The organism is Bacillus sp. FSL K6-3459, from assembly GCF_038003305.1.
Taxonomy (GTDB): Bacteria; Bacillota; Bacilli; order Bacillales; family Bacillaceae; genus Bacillus; species Bacillus pumilus_O.
In genome coordinates, this window is record NZ_JBBOOW010000001.1 from 1431922 (window position 1) to 1457740 (window position 25819).

Here is a 25819-nt window from a genome sequence, read left to right on the forward strand (position 1 = left end):
AAAGGAGAATGAGATGATGAAATGGATGCTGTCAATATGCGCATTGCTTTTTCTTGTCACCGGGTGTCAAAGTCAACATGAAGAGAAGCAAATCACAAAGCAAGATCCAGCTGTACCAGTGATGCAGCAAACCAAAAGCGAAATGAAGCAGCAAGGTTTTTTAAAATACAAAGTGCAGGGATCTTCTGTTTATATAGAAAGTACACTTCAAGATTTTCATCTTGAGTCGACGCGACTAAAAAAGGATGAGAAGACGGGATATTTTACAGTGTATGTAGACGGAAAACGTGTGGGCAATGAGTATACTGCTGCATTTGTGGTCAAGCATCTTTCAAAAGGAAAGCATAAAATGACCGTTGAGCTCAATTCTCGTCATCCGGAATATAGGCAGAAAAGAGAGACATGGGATGTATTTGTGGCGTAAAAGCATTTTCTGATCCATAGGTTTCGTGGTAAACTATGAATTGGAGGTGCAACATTTATGTATGCGACAATCGAATCCGTGGAGCTCCAAGAGGAAGCAAATCAATTGGCTGCCATGATTCTTCAGTCGGAGGAGGCTGAACATTACCGCAACTGCTTTAAGCGTCTCCAGCAAGACGAAGAAGCCCAACAAATTATTGCCCATTTTACAAAAGTAAAAGAGCAATATGAGGATGTGCAGCGGTTCGGCAAATACCATCCGGACTATAGAACGATCTCAAAGGAAATGCGTGAGGTCAAAAGAAAGTTAGATCTTCACGATACAGTGGTTGATTTCAAAAAAGCAGAAACAGCGATTCAATCCATCTTAGATGAGATTAGTATTGAAATCGGTCAAGCTGTATCAGCATATATCAAAGTTCCAACAGGGAACCCATATTTTGATGGTCTATCATCATGCGGCGGTGGCTGTGGATCTGGTGGCAGCTGTGGCTGTAAAGTATCTTGACGAGACTTGAATGTCTCGTCTTTTACATAATAACTGAAAAGAATTGAAAAAGCGGCAGGTGAAAAGATGGAAACCAAACGTCAAGGGATGGTCGTTTGGCTGCATTCGTTAAAGCAGTCAAAGGCGCTAAGAAAATTTGGAAATGTTCACTATATTTCAAGGAAAATGAAATATGCAGTGATCTATTGCGATATGAATGATCTCGAGCGCCATATGGCTAAGCTCAGCTCATTGCCATTTGTGAAGCGTGTTGAGCCTTCATATAAGCCTTTTATTAAATTAGAGTACGAATCCAAATTGGACAAAGCAAAAGAGTATGATTATAAAGTGGGCTTTTAAAGACACAAAAAAACCCCCGCGGCATCACCCGCGGGGTCCTTCTATTCTTAATGATTCATTAAGGAGAAGGCAAAGGGAGAGGAGAAACCGGAGGAAGAACTTATGGGGAAACGTAAGTCTTCTCCGCGGTTGGCAACAGCACCACATCAGATGCTGTTATAAGTAGTATGACCCCTCTTTCCTTGATCTATACATAGAAAATGAATGAAAGTCCGCGCATTGTCCCTTGCGGTGTGTTGTGGTAAGATAATGTTGGATTTTTTGTCATACACAATAACCAATAGAAGCAAGCAGAAAAAGTGGTGGAAAAATGAGAGTCATCTCTGGAACGAGAAAAGGCCGCACACTTAAAGCGGTACCAGGTCAATCAACAAGACCGACGACAGATAAAGTAAAAGAATCGATATTTAATATGATCGGCCCGTATTTTGAAGGCGGATGGGCGCTTGATTTATTTGCGGGAAGCGGTGGTTTAGGGATTGAAGCGCTTTCTAGAGGATTCGATCATTGCATATTCGTTGATCGAGATATGAAGGCGATTCAAACGATAAAAGGAAACCTCAATCAATTGGATCTGATTGATCAAAGTGAAGTGTTTCGAAACGAGGCAAAGCGTGCACTCGCAGCCGTTGTGAAACGAGAGGAATCCTTTCAAGCGATTTTTCTTGACCCGCCTTATAAAGATCAACAGCTGAAAGCACTTCTTGACATGATTGATGAGCATGCCTTATTAATAGATGACGGCGTGATCGTGTGTGAGCATGATAAGGACGTCACACTGCCAGAGGAAGCAGGACAGCTTTACATATCAAGACAGGAACTGTACGGATTGACTGGTATTACGATCTATAGAAAGCGGGGAAATTAAAGCATGGGGAACATAGCCGTTTGTCCGGGTAGCTTCGATCCAGTCACCTTGGGCCATTTGGATATCATCAAAAGAGGTGCAAAGATCTTTGATGAAGTGTATGTATGTGTACTAAATAACTCATCCAAGAAACCGTTATTTACCGTTGAAGAACGGTGTGAGCTCATTCGCCAAGCGACGAAGGATTTGCCAAATATCAAAGTTGAATCCTTTCACGGTCTGCTTGTTGATTATGCGAAACAGAAAGAAGCCAAAGTCATTTTACGCGGATTAAGAGCCGTGACAGACTTTGAATATGAAATGCAAGGGACATCAATGAATAAAGTGTTAAACGATGACATTGAAACATTTTTCATGATGACCAACAATCAATATTCTTTCTTAAGCTCCAGCATTGTCAAAGAAGTAGCGAAATATGATGGTTCAGTAAAAGATCTTGTGCCAAAAGAGGTTGAAGAAGCGCTGATAGAAAAATTTAAAGGATGAGTGCACTGCGCACTCATCCTTTTTTTACTTTCTGATAGTATAGCGCCATATACAAGATCAAGCTGCATAGCGTGATCAAAGGGCCAGCTGTCACAAGCTGATTCCAAAGCACACCGCTGTACATGACGACCTGCTGGCTTGCGTCAAAGGCACCCGCTGGGAGAGCCATATCAGATCGAGAGACATAAAGAGGCTTGAACAATAAAAAGGCAAAAATAGCTGCATAAATGCCGTGGAGTAAACGAGCGAAGAAGAATGGTTTAAAGCGTATATCTGTTGCCGCTAGAATGCCGGCGACCTGAGCTTGAACAGAAAACCCGCTAAATCCTAATATAAAGCTGACGACAACCGTTTTAGCAAGAAGGGTAACTTCCTGTGACCCTGTCAGCTGACTTCCTAACGTGATTTCAAATAAACCGGCAATCATCGCAAGATCTAATTCTGGCGGAAGGTGCATCGTTTGCAGCATATATCCGATCCCGACGGATAAGAGGTCCGTCACATGAACAACTGATAGCATTTTGCTAAACACAGAAAATAAGATAATAAAGCCGCCAATCATAAAGAGTGTTTGGACTGATGACATGACCGCATCACTTAAAATTTGGCCGAGCGGTCTTTTCTCTGCGAGTCTTGCTGTATGAAGAGCGCTGAATGCCTCTTGAAACGGTGGGAATAATAATCGCTTACGGCTTCTCAAATGTGCATCATGCCTTGCTTTATATCCCCGCATCGTGACCCCAACTGCGAGATTCCCTAAATAATGTGCGCACGCCAAAACAATTCCTAAAGCTGGATGATGAAAAAAACCAACAGCCACCGCACCGAAAATGAACAATGGATTCGATGAATTTGTAAAAGAAACGAGGCGTTCTGCTTCGATTTGTGTCAGTTGTCCTTCCTGCCTGAGTCGTGTGGTTAATTTCGCACCAGAAGGAAAGCCTGAAGCCATTCCCATCGCTAGGACAAATCCGCCTACACCAGGCACTCGAAAGATAGGGCGCATAAATGGTTCTAATAATACACCGACAAATCTGACAATCCCGAAACTAATTAATAGCTCGGACAAAATAAAAAAAGGAAGCAATGATGGAAATACAACCTCCCACCACATTGCAAGTCCATTTTTAGACGCTTGCAAAGAGGCTTGTGGATGTGTAATCACAGTGGCTGTTAAAAAGATAAAAAAAGCAGCGATGAACAGAGTGTTCCATTTTTTCATGGAGATTTCGCCCCTTGCCGTTATGATCTATTGGCGAGCTCGTGATCAAAAAAGAAAGAAACTAGCCGAGCCTGTCTTCTATTACTATACGAGCAGAAGGGGCATGTTTAGACCAATAGATTCGTATATATGCATAGAAAAGAGGAGGGTGGATTTTCATGAGGCGACCAGTCATCGGGCTTGCGTTAGGCTCTGGGGGTGCGAGGGGAATGGCACATATCGGCGTTTTATCTAGTCTTGAGAAACAAGGTATTCAGGTAGATATGATCGCTGGCAGCAGTATTGGCGCACTTGTTGGGAGTTTTTATGCGGCAGGACAAGACGTAGAAAAAATGAAAAAACTTGCACTTGTCTTCAGAAGAAAGTATTATGCTGACTATACACTGCCAAAAATCGGTCTTTTAAAAGGAAATCGAATTTTGCAGCTGATTCACACGTTTACATATGGGAAAAAATTTGAAGAATTAAGAATGCCCCTTGCAGTGGTTGCCTGTGACCTCGAGACAGGGGAGAAGGTCGTGTTTAAAAAAGGGTCTGTCTCACAAGCAGTCAGAGCAAGCATCAGCATTCCGGGCGTGTTTGTTCCTCATGAAATGGGCGGCAGACAGCTAGTGGATGGAGCGGTTGTAGACCGCATTCCTGTATCTGTTTTAAAAGATATGGGCGCAGACCTCATTATCGCCTCTGATGTATCAAGGGTGAAAAAAACAGAAAAGGCGACGAGATTATCGGATGTCATTATGCAAAGTTTGGACATCCTTCAAAATGAATTGGTCCGTCATCAAACCATTCATGCTGATGTCATGATCCGGCCGAGGCTTGAAACATTTAGCTCGAGTGCGTTTACACAGGTGCAGGAGATGATTGAAGCAGGAGAGCTTGCCGCAGATCAATTAACAGGTAAGCTAAAAGATGTCATTGATAAATGGGAGTGTTAATCGAATGAAAAAATTAAATATTCGCTGGCTTAGCTTTTTTGTCATTATTCTTGTATTATGTGGCTTAACCTTTGTCAAATTGCCATATTACGTGACAAAGCCGGGTGATGCAACCGAGATTGCTCCCCACATTCAAGTAGACGGCGGATATGGCGAGAAGGGCAGCTTCTCTCTTATGACAATTAAAGTAGGTCCAGCCAATCCGTATACGTATTTGCTTGCGAAAATGAATAAATATGACGAAATCGTCCCAGAAGAAAATATTAAAGCGGACGGGGAGTCGGATCAAGATTATATGAAAAGGCAGCTTCAGCTGATGAAAAGCTCTCAAGAAAATGCCATGATTGCAGCATATACAAAAGCAGGAAAAAAAGTAGATTATACGTTTAACGGCGTATATGCAAGCTATGTGATGAAAGGAATGCCTGCTTACGGTAAAATTGAAGTGGGCGACCGAATCAAAAGCGTAGATGGCAAGACGTATGATTCTGCTGATAAAATGGTTTCGTATATCAGCAGCAAAAAAGCAGGTACACCTGTCCGTTTTGTCCTAGAACGAAATGGCAAAGACATCACGGAGAAAGTGACGTTAAAACCATTTAAAGAAGAGCCGAACCGAGTTGGAATTGGTGTATCATTATTTACAGACCGAAATGTGAAAGTTTCACCGTCCATTAAGGTGGATATTGAAAATATCGGCGGCCCATCAGCGGGTCTTATGATGTCACTTGAAATTTATAACCAGCTGACAAAAGAAGACGAAACACATGGCTATGCAATTGCAGGAACGGGAACGATTGACGCTGATGGAACGGTCGGTCCAATTGGCGGAATCGATCAAAAGGTCGTGGCGGCAGATAAAGCCGGAAAAGATATATTCTTTGCACCGAACGATAAAGGTGATCCAAATTCAGACTACCGAAATGCTGTCAAAACAGCGAAAGATATTAAAAGTGATATGAAAATTGTGCCTGTAGATACAATGCAAGATGCTCTGAACTATTTAAACAAATTAAAAGAGAAAGCATCTTGATCAAAAAGAGCAGCCTTTATAAAGGTTGCCCTTTTTTGCTAAGACTGGAAGAGCCCAGTCTCTTCATCATACCGGATCGGTGAGGTTTTAAATTCCGCTTCCGTTAAGTTCGTTTGCATTGGCTCACTAACGGGTAGGCTGAAGACGCGGGATGCACGAATATCAAGATCAAGTGCGGGATGTGAAAAGGCAGACAGTTTACTGACGAGCGGCACGTCCAAATCTTTTTTCACACGAGATAAGTATTGCTGCCCTTTCTTTGACATACCAAGTAACCGAATGTAAGGTGCTTTTTTCTCTTTCAGCAGCTCATGCATGGCACTCTTTTTCACCCTCATTAAGAGATGTGTGTTCATCCGCTGCAACCTTGTCCACGTATAGCGTTTTGTTTTCACAAGTGATAGATATTCCTCGTAGGAGGATGCATGTGTAATCGCTTTTTGCATGCGGTGTTCGATGCCTTCTTCGATTTCATAGATGCCTTCTAGTTCTGCCATATCCATTGTGTGAAAAACGTGTTTTAAGAAGCTAAAGTAGGCTTCTTGTGTATGTAGAAGACCATATGAAGAATGATAGTCATGTAATTGCTTGAGCGTAGCCTCTGGGAGATAAGGAGCAACTGTTTCAAATGTACCATGATCTTTTAACGTTTTTCGTATACTTGTTGCGCTTGCGATTTTTTGATTTTCAGGTAGTTCTTCATCATGATAACCAGATGAAATCCTTTGAGAGGTAAAGGGCTGCATGTGAGGAGATCTCTCCATGATGGCTTTGACATAATGGAAACCTAAAATATTATTGGGCAAAGACAGATCAAGTAAGTGCTTAGGATCAATCACCTCTTGAAACGCAGCAACTGCTGCAGTTGGATAACTAAGGCCTTTTTTCACTTTTTCTTTTGTGAAAAGGTCAATTTCTTCTTTTTTCTCATGCCAAGCATGAGCCGTTCGCTCAAATGCTTTGATGTCACCATCCTCGCTGCCGAAAAAAAGGGAGCGGCATTTTAAAGCATCTAGAATCGCCACAGCACCGTTTGCAAAGGTTTCTGCCTTTTGCACTGCGTATATGTATGGGAGCTCACACACAATGTCTACATCGTTTTGTAGTGCCATTTTTGTTCGCGCCCATTTTGAGACGATAGCAGGCTCACCGCGCTGGAGGAAGGAACCGCTCATGACGGCAATGGCAACATCTGAGGAGGTATGTGTTTTCGCCTGACGAACATGATAGGCATGTCCATAATGAAATGGATTATACTCGACAACGACTCCTATTGCTTTCAATAGATGTTCCGCCTTTCTTGCTATGGTTAAATGGTCTATGCTACAGTAGCATAAGGGAAAAATGAAGCCCATTTTTTTCAGTGTAGGCATTCCGAGAACTGATGTCAAACAACGCTCTGACATCACAAAGGACTGTAAAGAAAAAATATTGACAAATAACATGATGAAAGCTATAATCATGTTTGTTGCTCTTAGAGGTGATACAATTGAAATGGACAGTTTATCAGTTACATCAAAAAGCTAAAAACAGCTTCGATTTTCATGAGACGGTTGACTTAAATGAACTTACTAGCCTTCATTCAGATATACGTCGCATTTCACCAGTAGAGGTGAAAGGGACTGGAGTGATCGAATCAAAGCAAGTCGCATTTGATTTAACCATCACAGGTGAAATGACATTGCCTTGTTCAAGAACGCTTGTTGATGTAAATTATCCATTTGCGATTTCAACGAAAGAACTATTTGTACTTCATAAGACAGACGACATAGAAGATGAAGACGTTTCTATCGTAGAAGACGACATCATCGACTTAACGCCTTTAGTCAAGGAAGAAATTCTTCTTGAAGTGCCGATGCAAATCTTTTGCGATCAAACTGACGTAAAAGGTGCTGCACCACAAGAAGGGAATGACTGGGCGGTCATTTCGGAAGATGCACATCAAAACCGAATTGATCCTCGTTTGGAAGGCTTGAAGAAGCTCTTAGAAGAAAATAATGAATCTTAACTCTTTAAGGAGGTGGGAATAATGGCTGTACCTTTTAGAAGAACTTCTAAAATGAAAAAAAGATTGCGTCGTACGCATTTCAAACTACAAGTACCTGGTATGGTAGCTTGCCCAGAATGCGGTGAAATGAAAATTTCTCATCGTGTCTGCAAATCTTGCGGAACATACAAAGGCAAAGACGTAAAAAGCAACTAATGCTTGATAAAAAAACGTGAGGGAATCTTCCCTTGCGTTTTTTTATTTGTCTATTTTTTAGGATTCTCTCCTGCAAATAGTCTATCTACTCTAGTAGGCGCATATGATGTGGTATTCAGATTCAGGGGGGATGATCAATTGACGATTACAAGGCAGGACGCATGGACACAGGATGAAGATTTACTTTTAGCAGAAGTCGTCTTAAGGCACATTCGAGATGGAGGAACGCAGCTTTCCGCATTTGAGGAAGTTGGTAAGGCATTGTCAAGAACCGCGGCAGCATGCGGTTTTAGGTGGAATTCATACGTGAGAAAGCAATATCAGGCAGGCATAGAACTAGCAAAAAAACAGCGGAAAGAATTACGTAAAAAAATAGGGATTCATTCCTCTGGTTTACCACAACATGCGTTAACCATAGAAGAGAAGACATCTTCAAACGAGGCAGAATTGACCCTTCGAGAAGTGATTCAGTTTTTAGAGCAGCTTGAAAAAGAACCTGATGGACCTGCTCATTTACGCGAAGAACTGGAAGATGCACAGCATCAATTAAAGTCCCTTACAGAAGAAAATGAACACTTAAAGCGCCAATTAAAAATGACAGAAGAAGATTACCGGGCACTCATAAGTATCGTTGAAAGAGTCAAACAGAATATAAGCTTAAAAGAATATGCTAAATAAAGAGACGCCCCTCACAGAGAAAGGAGGGGCGTTTTGTGATCAGCCTTTAAGCGGATTCACCTGTATTTTTTTGAATATGTGCGGGCTCCCAGATGAGTGGATTTTCACCCTTATCGCGCTCCATATCATATTTGACTGCTTCAAAGCCCATTTTATCCCAAAAACCGGCAGATTTGACACGCGGATTGGTCCGAATTGGCAATCCAAACGATTTAGCGAATTCAACAAGTGCTTCGCCGTACCCTTTGCGCTGATACCCAGGAAGCACTTCCAGCTTCCACAGCTCTAAATAATCATGGTTGTGGTTAAAATACGTTGTCGTTGAGCCATCCACTTGATAAAGGCTCATACGTGCCACTAGCTTATCTCCAAAATATATCCCATAAAATGGAGAGTTGCTGTCGTTTTCAATCATATTGCTTTCAAGGTCTTCAAGCATGGATAGCTCTTGTATGCCGTATTCCTTAAATTGTTTAAATTCCTCTAAAGTTTTGTAATTAATTAGAAGTCGTTTTACTTGTGCCATATGATCTTCCCCCTTACACACATAATGTCGACAGTGTTGTCATTGAAGGCGTTTTCATCCCATCCGCCTCAAAAAGTTTTTACACTTATTATTATAGTTTTTAAATTAAAAAAATTCAATCATAGCGCGTCATCTGCTTTTTGCATCACGACATGAACCTGTTAAAATAGTTGATATCATGAAGTAAACGAAAAAGGGATGTGCGGCAGTTGAACATTGGAATCATTGGCGGCGGTGCGATTGGTCTGCTTTGTGCTAGTTATTTAACGCAGCATCATGACGTCACAGTCTTTACAAGAAGAAACGAACAGGCAGAAGAAATTCGAGCATTCGGTATCGAGCGAACAGTAAAAGGAGAAACATGCGAGGCGTCTGTTCATGCAGAGACAGGAATAACAGGAGAATTTGATTTGCTCATTGTGACAGTGAAATATCACCATTTGCAAGATGTGCTTAGTGAACTATCGACATTATCTCCTCATCGTATCTTATTTTTACAGAACGGAATGGCTCACTTATTAGATTTGGAGAATTGGAAAACGGGACATTCATTATACATAGGTGTGGTAGAGCACGGAGCAATGAAGATGTCAGATCATGAAGTGAACCATACAGGTATTGGTGTCATCAAGTGGGGGGCATTTCAGCATGAAGCAGCAGCTGATATAAAAAAAGCTTTGAATGAGACATCAGCCCATTTTCAGATGATCTATACGGATGAATGGAAAAAGGTGCTGGAGGAAAAACTGCTTGTCAATGTCTGTATTAATCCGCTCACGGCTTTACTGCATGTGAGAAACGGAGAATTAATCGAAAATCCCTCATATGAATACATGATGAAATGTGCATTTGAAGAAGCAGTTTCTATCTTGGGCTTACCTGAAAAAGAGCGGCTTTTGCCTTATGTCGTCTCTGTTTGCGAGAATACGGCAGAGAATCAATCATCTATGCTTCAAGATATAGTAAAAGGCCGCCAAACCGAAAGAAAAGCCATCCTTGGCTATCTTTTAAAAAAGGCTCAAGCGCAAGGTGTTACGGTGCCACATCTCACTTTCTTTGATCGAAGCTTGGAAGTATTGGAAAAAAAGCAAACAAAATCTTTTGAGTGAGCTCATTTACATGCTATACTTTTTCGGGAAACTAACTATTTATTGAAGAAAGGAAGTTCTAAACATGCAATTAACTGAACTTTCCATCCGAAGTCAGAATTTATTCATACGTGATTATATAGAAGAAAAAAAAGAGATGACGACTTTTTTTGATTATGATATACATTCTGAGCACACATGGAAAAAGAGATACGACGATCTCATGGAAATGAGCTTCCCGCGCGAGGCTTTAGCGGATTATATGAGTGCGTACCACACAAAGTTTGAATCGGCAGCGATGCGTCAGAACATTGAAAAGATCCGTGACAAGCGGAGTGTCATGGTGGTCGGAGGGCAGCAGGCTGGTCTATTAACAGGACCGCTTTATACCATACATAAAATCATATCCATCATTCAGTTTGCAAAAGAAAAAGAAACAGAGCTTGGCGTCCCAGTGATTCCGGTCTTTTGGGTAGCCGGTGAGGATCATGACTTAGATGAAATTAATTTTGTGTACACATCTGGCGAAAAAGGGCCAGTGAAACAAAAGCTGTCATTACATAACGTCAAAAAAGCGGCTGCGAAAAGAATCCCGCTTGATCAAGAAAAAACTGAGACATGGCTCCGTAATGTGTTTTCAACATATGAAGAATCTGCATACACCAATGATTTGCTTGAACAGCTTCTTCGATGTTTACGCAAATCACAAACGTTTACTGATTTCTTTGAATGGATTGTATGTGACCTCTTTGAAGAAGATGGACTGCTTTTATTTAATTCAGGTGACTTAGGTGTCAAACCACTCGAGCGTACGTTATTTAAGCACATTGTCGAGACAAATGATGAGGTTACTGCGCGTTTAAAAGAATCGCAGGCTGCTATGAAACGAGCAGGATATCAACCGATTATTGAAGCCGGTGACAATCAGGCGAATCTGTTTTACGAATATGATGAGGAACGCTTCCTAATTGAAAAAGAGAACGGCCAGTTTTTTATATCAGAAGTGGGGCTTACCTGGACAAAGGAAGAGCTTTTAAGTGAAGTTGAGGAGCATCCAGAACGATTTAGCAACAATGTGGTGACGCGTCCCTTGATGCAGGAAACCCTTCTCCCGACACTTGCTTTTATGGCAGGGCACGGTGAGGTTAACTATTGGGGAGAGCTGAAAGGAATCTTTGAGCATTTTCAATTAAAGATGGCGCCTGTTCTTCCGAGACTGCATGTGACCATTCTTGAAAGACACATCGACAAGAAACTGCCAGTTAGAGAACTGTCGGTAGAAGAAGTGCTGACAAATGGAGTAAAAGAAAAGAAAGACGCGCACTTTCAGCAAAGTCTTCCAGACAGCTTTGTTCAAGCGGTTGAGCATGCCAAACGTGAATTCGCTAATGCTCATGGCGTGATAAGACAAGAAGCACTGGAGATTGAACCAAACTTCGAGCAGCTACTAGATAAAAATGCCAAATTTATTGAAGACCAGCTTCAATTTGTGTATCAAAAGGTTGCGCAACGTGTGGAAGAGAAGGAAGGATATATCCTTCGAGACTTTGAACGAATCGAAAATAGTTTAAAACCACTAGATGCCCCACAAGAAAGAATTTGGAATATCATGTATTTTTTAAACAAATATGGTCCAGAATTCTTCAAAACGTTCAAAAATCTGCCATTTTCATTTCAAAACAAGCAACAAATTGTCAAACTTTGAAATAAAGTTTTAATGAACCCTGACTAGTTCAGGGTTTTTTTTTATGTAGAAACAGTGTAGAATAAGTTTTGTGGAGAGAAGTGGTGGATAGTGGAGAGTATGGGTGAGAAAGTGGGGCTCTGATTATCATGTTCATGGGTGAATACCAACATACGATTGATACAAAAGGGCGCATGATCATCCCTGCTAAATTTAGAGACGGTCTCGGAGAACAGTTTGTGCTGACGAGAGGGCTTGATCAATGTTTATTTGGCTACCCTATGAGTGAGTGGAAACTAATCGAAGAGAAACTCAAAGCACTACCGCTAACGAAAAAAGATGCACGTGCGTTTACCCGGTTCTTCTTCTCTGGCGCAGTCGAATGCGATCTGGACAAGCAGGGGCGTATTAACATCGCATCAAACCTACTCCAATATGCAAAACTCGAAAAAGAATGTGTGGTCATCGGCGTTTCAAATCGAATTGAGTTGTGGAGTAAGTCGATCTGGGAACAATATACAGAAGAGCAAGAAGATTCTTTTGCTGAAATTGCTGAAAACATGATTGGATTTGATATATAATAATCCCTTGTGCAGCAAGCTTTCTACACATTCATTTCTATTTGAAAAAGGTGGGACCATAACATCATGTTTCAACATGAGACAGTATTATTAAAAGAAACAGTTGACGGTTTAAACGTAAAAGAAGACGGTACATATGTGGACTGCACGCTAGGCGGAGCAGGTCATAGCTCATATTTACTATCTCAATTATCAGAAAAAGGTACATTGGTTGGTTTTGACCAAGACGATGCTGCACTGGATCATGCACGAGAGAAGCTCGCGGGTTCTAAAGCGAACATTCTTTTCATAAAAAGCAACTTCCGATATTTAAAAGAACGTCTGAATGAACAAGGTATTACAAGCGTAGACGGTGTGATTTTTGACCTTGGGGTATCATCTCCTCAGCTCGACACACCAGAGAGAGGCTTTAGTTATCACCATGATGCACCTCTTGACATGCGAATGGATCAATCAGCCGCATTGTCGGCAAAAACAGTGGTGAATGAATGGCCATTTGAAGATCTAGTTCGGATTTTCTACAAATATGGGGAAGAAAAGTTCAGCAAGCAAATCGCACGCAAAATTGAAGAAGCAAGAAAAAAAGCGCCAATTGAAACAACGGGTGAGCTTGTCGACATTATCAAAGAAGGAATTCCGGCACCTGCAAGACGAACTGGCGGACATCCAGCGAAAAGAGTGTTTCAAGCGATCCGAATTGCCGTAAATGATGAATTGAAAGTATTTGAAGAAGCACTAGAACAAGCAATCGAGTTACTCAATCCGAAGGGGAGAATTTCTGTCATTACATTCCATTCACTTGAAGACCGGATTTGTAAAAGTACATTTAGAGAAATGTCTTCTCTTCCAGAACTTCCGCACGGATTACCAGTGATTCCAGAAGGACTTGAACCAAAGCTGAAGCTGATCACGAGAAAACCGATCGTTGCATCAGAACAAGAGCTGGAACATAACAACCGTGCCCGTTCAGCGAAGCTCCGAATTGCAGAAAAAAAGTAAAACGACACCATAGATGATGATAAAAAGGAGGTTTCTTATGAGTAATTTGGCTTATCAAAGAGAAGTGAAGCAACATCAAACAGAGCAGCAAGGCCAATCAGTTGTCATTAAAAGAAGAGGTTCTATCACACTTGGTGAAAAAATCTTACTTGTCATGTTTGTCATGGCTCTTATGTGCAGCTCGATTCTCATCATTTCTAAAGCTTTTGCTGTCTATCACGCCAATATCGAAGTGCAGAAGCTAGAACAGCAAGTATCTTTAGAATCGAAGAAGATCACTGAGTTACAAAAGGAAAAAGACTTGCTGAGTGAACCAGAAAGAATCATCGAAGCTGCGAAAAAAGCAGGCTTAAGCATATCGAAAGATGTTAAGAAGGTCGATTAACATGGCGATGCCTAAAAAGAATAAAATGATGAACAGAGGCGCGGCAATTGCAAGTATTTGCTTCGCCCTGTTTTTCTTTATCATCCTAGCACGTTTTATCTATATTCAAATTACTGGAACGGTTGATGGACAAGTATTAGCTGCTAAGGCAAATGAACAATATCAATCGAAGAAAACACTTGAAGCCAAAAGAGGATCTATTTTAGACCGGAATGGAAATGTGATCGCTGAGGATACATCTGTGTATAAGCTCATTGCGGTTATGAGCAAGAAAATGACAGTGGACCCTAAGCATCCAATGCATGTCGTCGATAAAGAAAAGACGGCAAAAGAGCTTTCAAAAGTCATCGATATGAGTGAAAGCGAAATTTTAAAGCGTCTCAATACAAAAGACGCATTCCAAGTGGAGTTTGGTAAAGCGGGGAAGGATATTAGTTTTTCAACGAAGGAAAAAATTGAAAAGCTAAAGCTTCCAGGAGTTGCCTTTGAAAAAGACACGAAGCGCTATTATCCAAACGGCATGTTTGCTTCTAACCTCATCGGCTACGCCAGATTAAATGAGGCGACAAAGGACATGTCAGGTGCAATGGGACTTGAGAAGGCACTGAACAAATTTTTAAAAGAAAAAGACGGCTATGTGACATATAACAGTGACAGAAGCGGATGGGCCTTGCCGAATAGTAAAGAAGACATTGTCGCCCCGAAAGATGGGAAAAATGTCACGCTGACCATCGATCAGAAAATTCAAGCGTTTCTTGAAGAAAGTATGACGCAGGTTGCTAAAAAGTATAAGCCGAAGAAAATCATTGCTACAGTCGTTGATCCGAAAACTGGAAAGGTTCTCGCGATGGGGCAGCGACCAAGCTTTAATTTAAATGAACTAGACATTACCAATTATAACAATGATGTGATTTCATATGCGTTTGAACCAGGTTCGACGATGAAGATCTTTACCCTAGCAGCGGCGATCCAAGAAGGGGTCTACCAAGGCAATGACAAATACCAATCTGGTACTTATAAAGTAGGCGGCGGCCTTGTGCGAGACCATAACAACGGAAATGGCTGGGGGAAAATTGACTTTCATCAAGGGGTTCTTCGCTCATCAAACGTGGCCTTTGCAAAGCTAGCAAAAGAAAAACTAGGCTTCACACGCTACGAACAATATTTGCAGAAGTTCCATTTCTATGACAAAACGGGGATTGATTTACCGAACGAGGCGTCTAGCAAAATCAATTATAGATATGAATATGACAAAGCATCGACAGCTTATGGTCAAGCATCAGCTATCACACCGATTCAACAAATTGAAGCAGCCACAGCGATAGCAAACGGTGGAACAATGATGAAGCCATATGTCATTGACCATATTACAGACCCGAACACTAACAAAACGATTTTGCAGCACGAACCAACAGCAGCAGGCAAACCGATTTCATCTGATACAGCGAAGCAAGTCCGTGACATTTTAGGTGAGGTGGTTTCTTCGAAAATTGGAACAGGTCAGCCTTATCAAATCAAAGGCTTCGACGTGGCTGGGAAAACAGGAACGGGGCAAATTGGCGGTGCCGGCGGTTACCTCCAAGGACGAAACGATTATGTCTTTTCATTTATGGGAATGGCGCCAAAAGATGATCCGAAGCTACTTGTGTATGTGGCTGTCCAGCAGCCGCAGCTGTCTGAAACAGAAACAGGGTCAGCTCCGGTTTCTCAAATCTTTAACCCTGTCATGAAAAATAGTTTGCTATATTTAAATATTGCACCAACAAAAACAGACGATAAAAAATCAGGCGAAGATAAAGTGAAACAAGAAACGATGCCTTCATACCTAGATTTAGAAGTGAAGCAGGCAGAAACAGAAGCCAAAAATAAACACTTAACGCCTGTTGTCATCGGCGACGGTCTCTCGATTAAACGCCAGTGGCCGAGTGCGGGCTCTGAATTCTCTGAAAGCCAGAAAGTCTTTTTGAAAACAGCAGGGAAAACCATTAAGATGCCTGATATGACAGGCTGGTCCAGAAGGGAAGTCCTTCAATATGCTTCGATTGCCGGTGTGCATATAGAAACAAATGGACAAGGATATGCTGTGAAACAAAGTGTCAAAAGTGGAGCAGAGATTTCAGACAAAGTCGTCACAGTGACATTTAAAAGCCCAAATTAACTTGAAACCTAGCAAATCACTTGCTAGGTTTTTTTCTGTTGCTCCAGCAGAATATCACGGTGCGTTCTACAAAAGGACGGGCCTGCATATGATGAAAATAAGCCATATGTAAGGAGTGAACCGGGCGTGCGAGTATCAAGTGTAACAGTGAGAAAACGATTGCTTTTCGTGCTGCTGTTTGGGGTGATCATTTTTTTCATCATAGATACTAGATTAGGATATGTGCAGTTTATTATGGGGGAGAAGCTGACAAGCTTAGCAAAAGATTCATGGAGTAGAAACCTTCCATTCGAACCGGAACGAGGAGATATTTTGGACCGGAATGGTGTAGAGCTTGCGACGAACAAAAGTGCTCCATCTATTTTGGTTGTCCCTCGGCAAATTAAAGATCCTGCAGAAACAAGTAAGAAATTGGCAGCAGTGCTGAATATGTCTGAAGAGAAAGCGTACAAGCACGTCACGAAGAAAACTTCGATTGAACGAATTTCTCCTGAGGGCAGAAAGGTATCACATGAAAAAGCAAAAGAAGTAAGAGAGCTTGATTTAGAAGGTGTGTATGTAGCAGAAGACAGCATCAGACATTATCCGTTTGGTAGCTTTCTTTCACATGTACTCGGCTTTGCTGGAATTGATAATCAAGGATTGCTTGGACTTGAAGCCTACTATGATGACGACCTAAAAGGCGAAAAAGGCTCTGTGAAATTTTATTCTGATGCAAAAGGGCAGAAAATGCCAGATGAAGCAGATGATTATACACCCCCTAAAGATGGTCTTGATATGAAATTGACAGTCGATGCAAAAGTACAAACTATTATAGAACGGGAATTAGACAACGCGCAGGCAAAGTATAATCCGGATGGTATGATTGCGATTGCGATGAATCCGAAAAATGGTGAAGTGCTCGGAATGTCGAGCAGACCAGATTTTGATCCAGCTGATTATCAATCAGTTGATTCGAAAGTGTTCAACCGAAATCTACCGGTGTGGAGCACATATGAGCCGGGTTCGACATTTAAAATTATTACACTTGCAGCAGCATTAGAAGAGAAGAAAGTTAATTTAAAACGCGATTCATTTTTTGACAGCGGATCTGTGACGGTTGATGGTGCAAGACTCAGGTGCTGGAAAAAAGGCGGACACGGATCGCAGTCATTCTTAGAAGTCGTTCAAAATTCCTGTAACCCCGGTTTTGTAGAGCTGGGAGACCGTCTGGGTAAAGAAAAATTATTTTCTTATATCAAAAATTTCGGATTTGGCCAGAAAACCGGAATTGACCTTCAAGGAGAAGGGCGGGGAATTTTGTTCCCGCTTGATCGTGTAGGTCCTGTAGAGCAGGCGACCACGGCCTTTGGTCAAGGTGTTTCAGTTACACCGATTCAACAAGTGGCTGCAGTAGCAGCCGCAGTAAATGGTGGGACACTTTACACGCCATATATTGCAAAAGAATGGATAGATCCAATCACAAAAGAGGTCGTGAAAAAGCAATCGCCTATTGCCAAAAAGAAAGTGATTTCAGCAGAAACATCTAAAGAAATCAGGTATGCACTTGAAAGTGTAGTCGCCCAAGGAACTGGCCGAAATGCATTTGTTGAAGGGTATCGAGTCGGCGGAAAAACAGGAACAGCCCAGAAAGTAAAGGACGGAAAGTATATGGAGAATAACCATATTGTGTCGTTTATCGGTTTTGCGCCTGCCGATGACCCAAGTATCGTAGTCTATGTGGCTGTGGATAACCCAAAAGGCACCATTCAATTTGGTGGTACCGTTGCCGCACCAATTGTTGGTCATATTATGCGGGATAGCCTGCCTGAGATGGGTGTGAAAAAAAGAAAAGGCCAAATTGAAAAGAAGTATCAGTGGCTGGACACAAAAACCATTGAAGTACCGAATCTTGTAGGAGGATCTGTTTCAGATCTTGAATCCCTCTTGATCAACCTAAAGATCGATGCCTCAGGAACTGGTAGTAAAGTAGTGAAGCAATCACCTGCTGCGGGGACAAAGGTCAAAGAAGGCTCCACGATCAGATTATACTTAAACGATGAATCATAAAGAATAAACAGAGGGTAGCCGCACTCATTTGGCTGCCTCTTTTTGTTGAAAGAGAAGGACAGTTTGAAAAAAAGAGTCCAAAGTGTGTTTTTTCCAACAGAAACTTAAGGAATACGCTGGATGTATCCTTTTTTTTACGATAAAATATAGACTGTGTGTTTTTTTCACAAGACATGCACGTGAACGAATTTGAGAGGTTTGATATGAAAATGAAATTACAAGAACTGCTTACATACTTTAAAAGTGAAAACAATGAATTGATAAACGAAAATCCTGATATCACTTCCATTGAAATGGATTCAAGAGAGGTGAAAGAGGGAAGCCTTTTTGTCTGTATAAAAGGCTATACAGTAGATGGACACGATTATGCTGAAAAAGCGGTAAAAAGCGGGGCTGCAGCCATTGTAGCAGAACACCCTCTTAACATAACAGATGTACCAGTCATTATTGTGAAACACTCTCAAAGAGCACTTGCAAGAATAGCTGATGCGTTTTATGAACAGCCCACTCATAAGCTTAATCTCATTGGGATCACTGGCACAAACGGAAAAACCTCAACAACACACATGATTGAACAAATGATGAGAAAAGCCGAAAAGAAAACAGGCTTAATCGGTACGATGTATATGAAAGTGAATGATGACATTCTCGATGTGAAAAACACCACACCTGAAAGTGTCACACTTCAGAAAACGTTTAAACAGATGCTTGATCAAGATGTAGACACAGCCATCATGGAAGTATCATCACATGCCCTCCATCTTGGCAGAGTACATGGATGTGATTATGATATTGCGGTTTTCACAAACCTTACACAGGACCATCTTGACTATCACAACACAATGGAAGAATATAAACATGCGAAAAGCTTGCTGTTTTCTCAGCTTGGAAGTGCCTTTCATCACAATAAACCGAAGCATGCGATTTTAAATGCAGATGATGAGGCTTCGAGTTATTTTGAAAAAGTCACAGCTGCTGAAGTCATGACGTATGCCTTAGAGCAAAAAGCAGATGTCATGGCAAAAAATATTCAAATCATGCCGAAGGGAACTCAATTTGATTTGGTCACTCCAATTGGCACCAAGAAAGTGACGGTTGCCTTCGTCGGGAAGTTCAATGTGTATAATATCCTTGCAGCTGTATCAGTTGGGATCGTATCTGGCTTAACATTTGAGACGATCGTGAGTGCGATTGAAGAGCTTGAAGGAGTCAAAGGCAGATTTGAACTTGTAAACTGCGATCAAGATTTCCCCGTCATCGTCGATTACGCGCATACACCTGACAGTTTAGAAAATGTCCTCACAACGTGTAGAGAATTAACAGAGGGCAAAATTTTCTGTGTGATTGGCTGCGGTGGCGATCGTGATAAAACAAAGCGTCCTCAAATGGCTCAAATTGCTGTGAAATATGCAGATGAACCTGTATTTACGTCAGACAACCCAAGAAGCGAAGATCCTTCAGTCATCTTGAAAGATATGGAAAATGGGGTGCCAGACGCATATTATCATAGCTTTGTGAATCGGAAACAAGCGATCTTCTTTGCCATTGCCAATGCAAAAAAAGGCGATACAGTCCTAATAGCGGGTAAAGGCCATGAGACCTATCAAATTATTGGGGATCAAGTCTATGACTTCGATGATGCAAAAATTGCTGTTGACGCTATTTTAGACCTAAACAAATCTTAAAATGATGAAAAGAGTGTAATGAAATGAAGCATTTTGTACAAAAACAACATACGAAGAACAAGAATGAATACCATAATAATGAATGCAATTTTCTGATGGAAAACGGCTTTGGAAATTCGGAAGGAGTAAAGAACAATGCTTGAACAGGTGATATTGTTTACAATCATAATGGGATTTTTAATCAGTGTTCTTTTATCCCCGATTTTTATACCGTTTTTAAGAAGACTAAAATTTGGTCAAAGTATTAGAGAAGAGGGCCCGCAGTCGCACCAAAAGAAATCTGGCACGCCGACAATGGGCGGCATCATGATTATCTTTTCTATCACTATTACAACAATTGTGATGATCAACAAATTTTCTGAGATTAGTCCAGAAATGTTTTTACTGTTATTTGTCACACTTGGTTACGGCCTATTAGGATTTTTAGATGATTATATTAAAGTAGCGATGAAACGAAATCTTGGATTAACATCGAAACAGAAATTAATCGGTCAAATTGTGATCGCTGTGATCTTTTATGGAGTTTTCCATTATTATCAGTTTGCAACGACAATTCGCATTCCAGGAACAGACGTCAGCTTTGATTTAGGATGGGCTTACTTTATCCTTGTTGTCTTCATGCTTGTCGGAGGTTCTAATGCCGTCAACTTAACAGATGGACTGGATGGTCTCTTATCTGGAACCGCTGCTATTGCTTTTGGAGCATTTGCTATACTGGCTTGGAATCAATCGCAATATGATGTAGCGATCTTTTCAGTAGCTGTTGCAGGAGCCGTCCTTGGCTTCCTAGTGTTTAACGCACATCCTGCAAAAGTATTTATGGGTGATACAGGTTCTCTAGCATTAGGCGGAGCCATTGTAGCAATTGCGATTTTAACGAAGCTTGAAATTTTACTTGTCATTATTGGTGGAGTATTTGTTGTAGAGACGTTATCCGTTATTCTTCAAGTCATCTCCTTTAAAACAACTGGCAAAAGAATATTTAAGATGAGTCCGCTTCACCACCACTATGAGTTAGTTGGCTGGTCAGAGTGGAGAGTAGTTGTCACCTTCTGGACAGCTGGTTTATTACTTGCTGTTTTAGGAATTTACATCGAGGTGTGGTTATAATTGAATAAGATGCAAATGTTAAAAAACGAACATGTACTAGTATTAGGTCTTGCTAAAAGCGGATATGCGGCAGCTACAATTCTTCATGAACATGGAGTAAATGTGACGGTAAATGATCAAAAACCATTTGAAGAGAATGAACCTGCTCAGCTACTTTCTGAAAAGGGGATTGATGTCGTTTGTGGCAGTCATCCTCTTCGTATATTTGAAGATAAAGACATTACAATTTTAATTAAAAATCCAGGAATTCCATATGAAAATGTGATGGTTCAAGAAGCGCTTCGCCGCCAAATTCCAGTTTGGACGGAAATAGAATTAGCGTATCATTTAACCTCATCTCCTTTTATTGGGATTACTGGATCGAATGGAAAAACCACTACCACGACATTAATTTATGAAATGCTGAAAAAAGACAGCCAAAAAACATTAGTGGCAGGTAATATTGGAACAGTTGCCAGTGAAGTCGCTGCAAATGCAGATGGCGATGAGTGGATCGTAACGGAACTCTCTTCTTTTCAGTTAATGGGAACAGTTGAATTTAGACCTAAGATCAGCTTAATATTAAATATTTTTGATGCACATTTAGACTATCACCACACTCGTGAAGAATATGAAAAAGCAAAGCAGAAAGTATTTGCACATCAACATGAAGATGACATTGCTGTCATTAACTTAGATGATCCTTCGGTAGTAAAACTAGCAGAAGGTTCAAAAGCAAAAAAAGTGTTTTTCTCAGTGAAAGAACCAGTAGAACATGGTGCGTTTATTCAACATGGTGCAATTTACTACATGAATGAACATATTATTGATGTAAAGGATGTTGTCCTTCCTGGTGAGCATAACCAAGAAAACATTCTGGCAGCTATTTGTGTTGTGAAAAATGCAGGCTGCTCAAATGAGGCAATCGTTCACGTTCTCACGACATTTGGTGGAGTGAAGCATCGACTGCAATTTGTAGATACAATTCAGAGTCGTAAGTTTTATAACGATAGTAAAGCAACCAATATTTTGGCAACAAGTAAAGCATTGTCAGCCTTCGAACAACCGATTATTTTGTTAGCAGGTGGACTTGATAGAGGCAATGAATTTGATGAGTTGAAACCTTTTATGAAACATGTAAAAGGAATTATCACATTTGGTGAGACTGCACCTAAGTTTGTGAAACTTGGTGAAGAGCTTGGAATACATCATGTAAAACATGTCGATAATGTTGAACAAGCAGTACCTGCGGCGTTTAACATATCTGAAGAAGAAGACGTGATTTTATTATCTCCGGCTTGTGCAAGTTGGGATCAACATAAAACATTTGAAGAACGTGGAGACATGTTTGTAAACGCCGTGCATATGCTTAAATAAGGGCTTGTCTCTCGTATGACTGACAGCCCAAATGAAATTATGCTTGGGGTGTCGGTCTCTTGACGAATAAGAAAACTTCTCCGGATTTTTTGCTTGTTGTCATTACGTTACTTTTATTGACGATTGGTTTAATTATGGTGTACAGCGCTAGTGCTGTGTGGGCATCATATAAATTTGATGATTCGTTTTATTTTGCAAAAAGACAGCTGTTGTTTGCCGGAATCGGAGTTATCGCAATGTTTTTCATTATGCGAGTCGATTATTGGACGTGGCGCACTTGGTCAAAGATATTGATTGCTGTTTGTTTTCTCCTTTTGCTACTTGTACTTATTCCTGGCATCGGGATGGAGAGAAATGGATCAAGAAGCTGGATCGGTGTCGGTGCGTTCAGTATTCAGCCCTCTGAATTTATGAAGCTTGCGATGATTGCGTTTCTTGCAAAATTCTTATCTGAAAAACAAAAAAATATCACATCCTTTCGCAAAGGTTTTGCCCCAGCTTTAGGCATTGTATTTTCTGCATTTGCCATCATTATGCTTCAACCGGATCTGGGAACAGGAACGGTGATGGTTGGAACCTGTATTATTATGATATTTGTTTCAGGTGCGAGAATTGCTCACTTTATATTTCTCGGTCTTATAGGGCTCAGCGGGTTTGCTGCACTTGTCTTATCAGCACCCTACCGAATCAAACGAATTACATCTTATTTAAATCCTTGGGAAGATCCACTAGGCAGTGGATTTCAAATTATTCAATCCTTATATGCTGTTGGTCCAGGTGGTCTGTTCGGAATGGGACTTGGTCAAAGTAGACAAAAATTCTTCTATTTACCTGAGCCTCAAACGGACTTCATCTTTGCGATATTGTCTGAAGAGCTTGGCTTTATAGGGGGATCACTCATTTTACTCCTCTTTAGTGTTCTATTATGGAGAGGCATACGAATAGCACTTGGAGCTCCGGACTTATATGGGAGTTTCCTAGCAGTTGGAATTATTTCAATGGTTGCTATTCAAGTAATGATTAACATCGCAGTTGTAACTGGACTTATTCCTGTGACAGGTATCACGCTCCCATTCCTTAGTTATGGCGGCTCATCGTTGACATTAATGCTGATGGCCATTGGCGTACTTCTGAATGTCAGCAGGTACGCAAGATATTAGCTCGATGAAGCTAATGAAACCATGCTGACGTTTATTTTGCAAAAGTATAAAAAAATGATTTGAAGATCGAAAATGACAGTTTTTGTTTTGAAAACGTGTATTTTGACTCTTCTTTACAGGTTTTAAGGGAGCCCTGTTGTTTAAAACAGGGTTTATACTTTGTTCAGAGCAGAAAAAAATTGAGGGGAAATGGTATAATGCGTATAGTAATCAGTGGAGGTGGAACAGGCGGACATATTTATCCGGCCTTAGCCTTTATTAAAGAAGTGAAAAGACTACATCCTGATGTGGAATTTTTATATATCGGTACTGAAAATGGACTTGAAAAGAAAATTGTAGAAAGAGAAAATATTCCTTTCAAGGCGATAGAAATTTCAGGTTTTAAACGAAAACTTTCCTTTGATAACGTCAAAACGGTGATGAGATTTTTAAAAGGCGTTCAAAAAAGCAAATCTTACTTAAAAGAATTCAAGCCTGATGCGGTTATTGGAACAGGCGGTTATGTGTGTGGTCCTGTGGTTTATGCGGCTTCTAAGCTGAAGATCCCAACTATTATACACGAACAAAACAGCCTGCCTGGTATTACAAATAAGTTCCTAGCAAGATATGTTAATAAGGTAGCCATATGCTTTGATGAAGCAAAGGCGCATTTTCCTTCTGAAAAGGTTGTATTTACGGGAAACCCTAGAGCCTCTGAAGTCGTCTCTATAAAAGAGGGGAAATCTCTTAAAGAATTTGGGCTCGATGAAAAGAAAAAAACGATTCTTATTTTCGGCGGGAGCCGAGGTGCTGCTCCTATCAATAGAGCAGTGATTGAAATGCAAGATGATTTAAAGTCTAAAAACTACCAGCTTTTATATATCACAGGCGAGATTCATTATGAAAAAGTGTTGAATGAACTAAAGGAAAAAGGTTCAGCATCTAACATGATCACAAAACCTTTCTTGCATCAAATGCCGGAGTATCTGAAATCGATCGATGTGATTGTTGCAAGAGCAGGAGCTACAACAATTGCTGAAGTAACGGCTCTTGGAATCCCAACCATTTTTATTCCGAGCCCATACGTGACGGCAAATCATCAGGAAGTCAATGCAAGATCACTTGAAAAACATGATGCTGCGATTGTTTTAAGAGAATCAGAGCTTTCAGGGGATCGTCTGCTTCATGCCATTGATGAAATTGCTGGTAATGAAGAAAAGCTCACCCAAATGAGCCGTTTAACGAAAGAACTCGGAGTACCAGATGCGGCTACACGTTTATATAATGTGTTAAAAGAAATAACGACTACATGATGGAATGATATTAGGTAAGGCGGAGGGTAATATGGAGAACTTGAAGAATGAATTATTAGAAGCGCAAGTTGGTAAAGTACTTGAAAATGAGCCGCTTGCGAATCATACAACAATGAAAATAGGCGGACCAGCAGATCTTTTGATCATCCCAAAAGATATCGATGCAGTGAAAACGATCATGGATCATGTGAAAAAACATCATACCAATTGGACGGTCATTGGAAGAGGATCAAATTTACTTGTCCTTGATAAAGGTATTCGGGGAGTTGTCCTAAAGCTGGGTGCTGGACTCGATCACCTAACTGTAAATGATGAAGAAATTACAGTCGGCGGCGGCTACTCTGTCGTAAGACTCGCGACATCACTTAGTAAACAGGGTCTTTCAGGACTGGAATTCGCAGCTGGTATTCCGGGATCTATTGGCGGCGCTGTTTATATGAACGCAGGTGCACATGGATCTGATATCAGTAAGATCCTTGTGAAAGCCAGAATCTTATTTGAAGATGGTAGCATCGAGTGGCTCACAAATGAACAAATGAATTTTAGCTATCGAACGTCAGTCCTACAAAAGGAACGACCTGGTATTGTTCTAGAAGCTGTGTTTAAGCTCAAGCAGGATGACCGCGAGAAAATCACAAAGAAAATGCAGCAAAATAAAGATTATCGTAAAGAAACCCAGCCTTATAATCGGCCATGTGCTGGCAGTATTTTTAGAAATCCGCTGCCTGAATATGCAGGACAGCTTGTAGAAAAAGCGAATTTAAAAGGATACCAAATCGGCGGAGCTAGAATTTCTGATATGCACGGCAACTTTATTGTCAACGCTGGTGGAGCCACTGCTCAAGACGTACTGGACTTAATTCAGTTCATCCAAAAGAAAATTAAAGAAGACTACAACGTAGAGATGCATACAGAAGTAGAAATTATCGGTGAAGAAAATTAACAGGTAGTTTTTATGAATGATGACATCAGAAGAAAACAAACGGCATGAAAGAATGCCGTTTGTTTTCTCATCAAAATGATGATCCAAAGGTGTGGACAAGCAGCT

At 40.8% G+C, this 25819-nt stretch carries 26 protein-coding genes; 23 read left to right on the forward strand and 3 right to left on the reverse strand.

What is annotated here, in order from left to right:
• Positions 1 to 16 precede the first annotated feature (16 nt).
• From MHI35_RS07110 to coaD, 5 genes are all read left to right on the forward strand, one after another.
• Positions 17 to 424: a hypothetical protein gene (locus MHI35_RS07110; RefSeq protein WP_211063882.1), complete on the forward strand. Its 408-nt coding sequence runs from the start codon at positions 17 to 19 to the stop codon at positions 422 to 424.
• 57 nt (positions 425 to 481) lie between these two features.
• A complete protein-coding gene (locus MHI35_RS07115; RefSeq protein WP_007499807.1) occupies positions 482 to 931 on the forward strand; it encodes a YlbF family regulator in 450 nt (149 codons plus the stop codon).
• Between the two features lie 66 nt (positions 932 to 997).
• Complete coding sequence (locus MHI35_RS07120) at positions 998 to 1270, forward strand: YlbG family protein (protein ID WP_003212137.1); 273 nt, start codon at positions 998 to 1000, stop codon at positions 1268 to 1270.
• Positions 1271 to 1550: 280 nt separating this feature from the next.
• Positions 1551 to 2138 (forward strand): 16S rRNA (guanine(966)-N(2))-methyltransferase RsmD, encoded by a 588-nt coding sequence (rsmD, locus tag MHI35_RS07125; protein ID WP_335349124.1) that lies wholly within the window; start codon positions 1551 to 1553, stop codon positions 2136 to 2138.
• Between the two features lie 3 nt (positions 2139 to 2141).
• On the forward strand, positions 2142 to 2624 hold the full coding sequence (coaD, locus tag MHI35_RS07130; RefSeq protein ID WP_044142001.1) for a pantetheine-phosphate adenylyltransferase: 483 nt from the start codon (positions 2142 to 2144) through the stop codon (positions 2622 to 2624).
• A 13-nt stretch (positions 2625 to 2637) separates the two neighbouring features.
• Here coaD and ylbJ read toward each other — a convergent pair whose 3' ends face one another.
• Entirely contained in the window at positions 2638 to 3846 is a 1209-nt protein-coding gene (gene ylbJ / locus MHI35_RS07135) for a sporulation integral membrane protein YlbJ (protein ID WP_335349114.1), read from the reverse strand.
• A 158-nt stretch (positions 3847 to 4004) separates the two neighbouring features.
• Here ylbJ and MHI35_RS07140 point away from each other — a divergent pair, with 158 nt between their 5' ends.
• Positions 4005 to 4784, forward strand: coding sequence for a patatin-like phospholipase family protein (locus MHI35_RS07140; RefSeq protein ID WP_012009855.1), 780 nt, complete (start codon positions 4005 to 4007; stop codon positions 4782 to 4784).
• A 4-nt stretch (positions 4785 to 4788) separates the two neighbouring features.
• Entirely contained in the window at positions 4789 to 5817 is a 1029-nt protein-coding gene (locus MHI35_RS07145; RefSeq protein WP_211063880.1) for a SepM family pheromone-processing serine protease, read from the forward strand.
• Positions 5818 to 5855: 38 nt separating this feature from the next.
• Here the strand turns inward: MHI35_RS07145 and MHI35_RS07150 are convergent, their stop codons facing one another.
• Positions 5856 to 7100 carry a nucleotidyltransferase gene (locus tag MHI35_RS07150; RefSeq protein ID WP_335349115.1) on the reverse strand — a complete coding sequence of 415 codons (1245 nt, stop codon included), beginning with the start codon at positions 7098 to 7100 and terminating at the stop codon, positions 5856 to 5858.
• A 206-nt stretch (positions 7101 to 7306) separates the two neighbouring features.
• Here MHI35_RS07150 and MHI35_RS07155 point away from each other — a divergent pair, with 206 nt between their 5' ends.
• The 3 genes from MHI35_RS07155 (at position 7307) to gerR (ending at position 8698) form a co-directional block, all read left to right on the forward strand.
• Positions 7307 to 7825, forward strand: coding sequence for a YceD family protein (locus MHI35_RS07155; protein ID WP_003210956.1), 519 nt, complete (start codon positions 7307 to 7309; stop codon positions 7823 to 7825).
• A 21-nt stretch (positions 7826 to 7846) separates the two neighbouring features.
• The gene (gene rpmF, locus MHI35_RS07160; protein WP_008354700.1) at positions 7847 to 8020 is read left to right on the forward strand and encodes a 50S ribosomal protein L32; all 174 of its coding nucleotides are present in this window, start codon (positions 7847 to 7849) and stop codon (positions 8018 to 8020) included.
• Positions 8021 to 8158: 138 nt separating this feature from the next.
• Entirely contained in the window at positions 8159 to 8698 is a 540-nt protein-coding gene (gerR, locus tag MHI35_RS07165) for a sporulation-specific transcriptional regulator GerR (RefSeq protein ID WP_335349116.1), read from the forward strand.
• Between the two features lie 46 nt (positions 8699 to 8744).
• On the opposite strand, the gene MHI35_RS07170 is transcribed toward gerR, so the two are convergent.
• Entirely contained in the window at positions 8745 to 9224 is a 480-nt protein-coding gene (locus MHI35_RS07170) for an N-acetyltransferase (RefSeq protein ID WP_003211702.1), read from the reverse strand.
• A 209-nt stretch (positions 9225 to 9433) separates the two neighbouring features.
• Between MHI35_RS07170 and MHI35_RS07175 the strand changes: the two genes are divergently transcribed.
• From MHI35_RS07175 to murB, 13 genes are all read left to right on the forward strand, one after another.
• Positions 9434 to 10333 (forward strand): 2-dehydropantoate 2-reductase, encoded by a 900-nt coding sequence (locus tag MHI35_RS07175; protein WP_335349117.1) that lies wholly within the window; start codon positions 9434 to 9436, stop codon positions 10331 to 10333.
• A gap of 64 nt (positions 10334 to 10397) precedes the next feature.
• Positions 10398 to 12017 carry a bacillithiol biosynthesis cysteine-adding enzyme BshC gene (gene bshC / locus MHI35_RS07180; protein ID WP_335349118.1) on the forward strand — a complete coding sequence of 540 codons (1620 nt, stop codon included), beginning with the start codon at positions 10398 to 10400 and terminating at the stop codon, positions 12015 to 12017.
• A gap of 128 nt (positions 12018 to 12145) precedes the next feature.
• Positions 12146 to 12577 (forward strand): division/cell wall cluster transcriptional repressor MraZ, encoded by a 432-nt coding sequence (mraZ, locus tag MHI35_RS07185; protein ID WP_003211163.1) that lies wholly within the window; start codon positions 12146 to 12148, stop codon positions 12575 to 12577.
• A 66-nt stretch (positions 12578 to 12643) separates the two neighbouring features.
• Positions 12644 to 13576 carry a 16S rRNA (cytosine(1402)-N(4))-methyltransferase RsmH gene (gene rsmH / locus MHI35_RS07190; RefSeq protein ID WP_144523467.1) on the forward strand — a complete coding sequence of 311 codons (933 nt, stop codon included), beginning with the start codon at positions 12644 to 12646 and terminating at the stop codon, positions 13574 to 13576.
• Positions 13577 to 13613: 37 nt separating this feature from the next.
• Complete coding sequence (ftsL, locus tag MHI35_RS07195; RefSeq protein WP_012009864.1) at positions 13614 to 13961, forward strand: cell division protein FtsL; 348 nt, start codon at positions 13614 to 13616, stop codon at positions 13959 to 13961.
• Between the two features lie 7 nt (positions 13962 to 13968).
• Positions 13969 to 16119, forward strand: a complete 2151-nt coding sequence (locus MHI35_RS07200; protein WP_211063923.1) for a penicillin-binding protein — start codon at positions 13969 to 13971, stop codon at positions 16117 to 16119.
• A 126-nt stretch (positions 16120 to 16245) separates the two neighbouring features.
• The gene (locus MHI35_RS07205) at positions 16246 to 18168 is read left to right on the forward strand and encodes a stage V sporulation protein D (protein WP_144523465.1); all 1923 of its coding nucleotides are present in this window, start codon (positions 16246 to 16248) and stop codon (positions 18166 to 18168) included.
• 209 nt (positions 18169 to 18377) lie between these two features.
• A complete protein-coding gene (locus MHI35_RS07210) occupies positions 18378 to 19853 on the forward strand; it encodes a UDP-N-acetylmuramoyl-L-alanyl-D-glutamate--2,6-diaminopimelate ligase (protein ID WP_144523472.1) in 1476 nt (491 codons plus the stop codon).
• Positions 19854 to 19988: 135 nt separating this feature from the next.
• On the forward strand, positions 19989 to 20963 hold the full coding sequence (gene mraY, locus MHI35_RS07215; protein ID WP_144523464.1) for a phospho-N-acetylmuramoyl-pentapeptide-transferase: 975 nt from the start codon (positions 19989 to 19991) through the stop codon (positions 20961 to 20963).
• Positions 20964 to 20972: 9 nt separating this feature from the next.
• On the forward strand, positions 20973 to 22319 hold the full coding sequence (murD, locus tag MHI35_RS07220; RefSeq protein ID WP_392387445.1) for a UDP-N-acetylmuramoyl-L-alanine--D-glutamate ligase: 1347 nt from the start codon (positions 20973 to 20975) through the stop codon (positions 22317 to 22319).
• A 59-nt stretch (positions 22320 to 22378) separates the two neighbouring features.
• A complete protein-coding gene (gene spoVE, locus MHI35_RS07225; protein WP_003212197.1) occupies positions 22379 to 23479 on the forward strand; it encodes a stage V sporulation protein E in 1101 nt (366 codons plus the stop codon).
• Between the two features lie 197 nt (positions 23480 to 23676).
• The gene (murG, locus tag MHI35_RS07230; RefSeq protein ID WP_144523462.1) at positions 23677 to 24771 is read left to right on the forward strand and encodes an undecaprenyldiphospho-muramoylpentapeptide beta-N-acetylglucosaminyltransferase; all 1095 of its coding nucleotides are present in this window, start codon (positions 23677 to 23679) and stop codon (positions 24769 to 24771) included.
• A gap of 31 nt (positions 24772 to 24802) precedes the next feature.
• Positions 24803 to 25714 (forward strand): UDP-N-acetylmuramate dehydrogenase, encoded by a 912-nt coding sequence (murB, locus tag MHI35_RS07235; protein ID WP_003212095.1) that lies wholly within the window; start codon positions 24803 to 24805, stop codon positions 25712 to 25714.
• Positions 25715 to 25819: the final 105 nt, after the last annotated feature.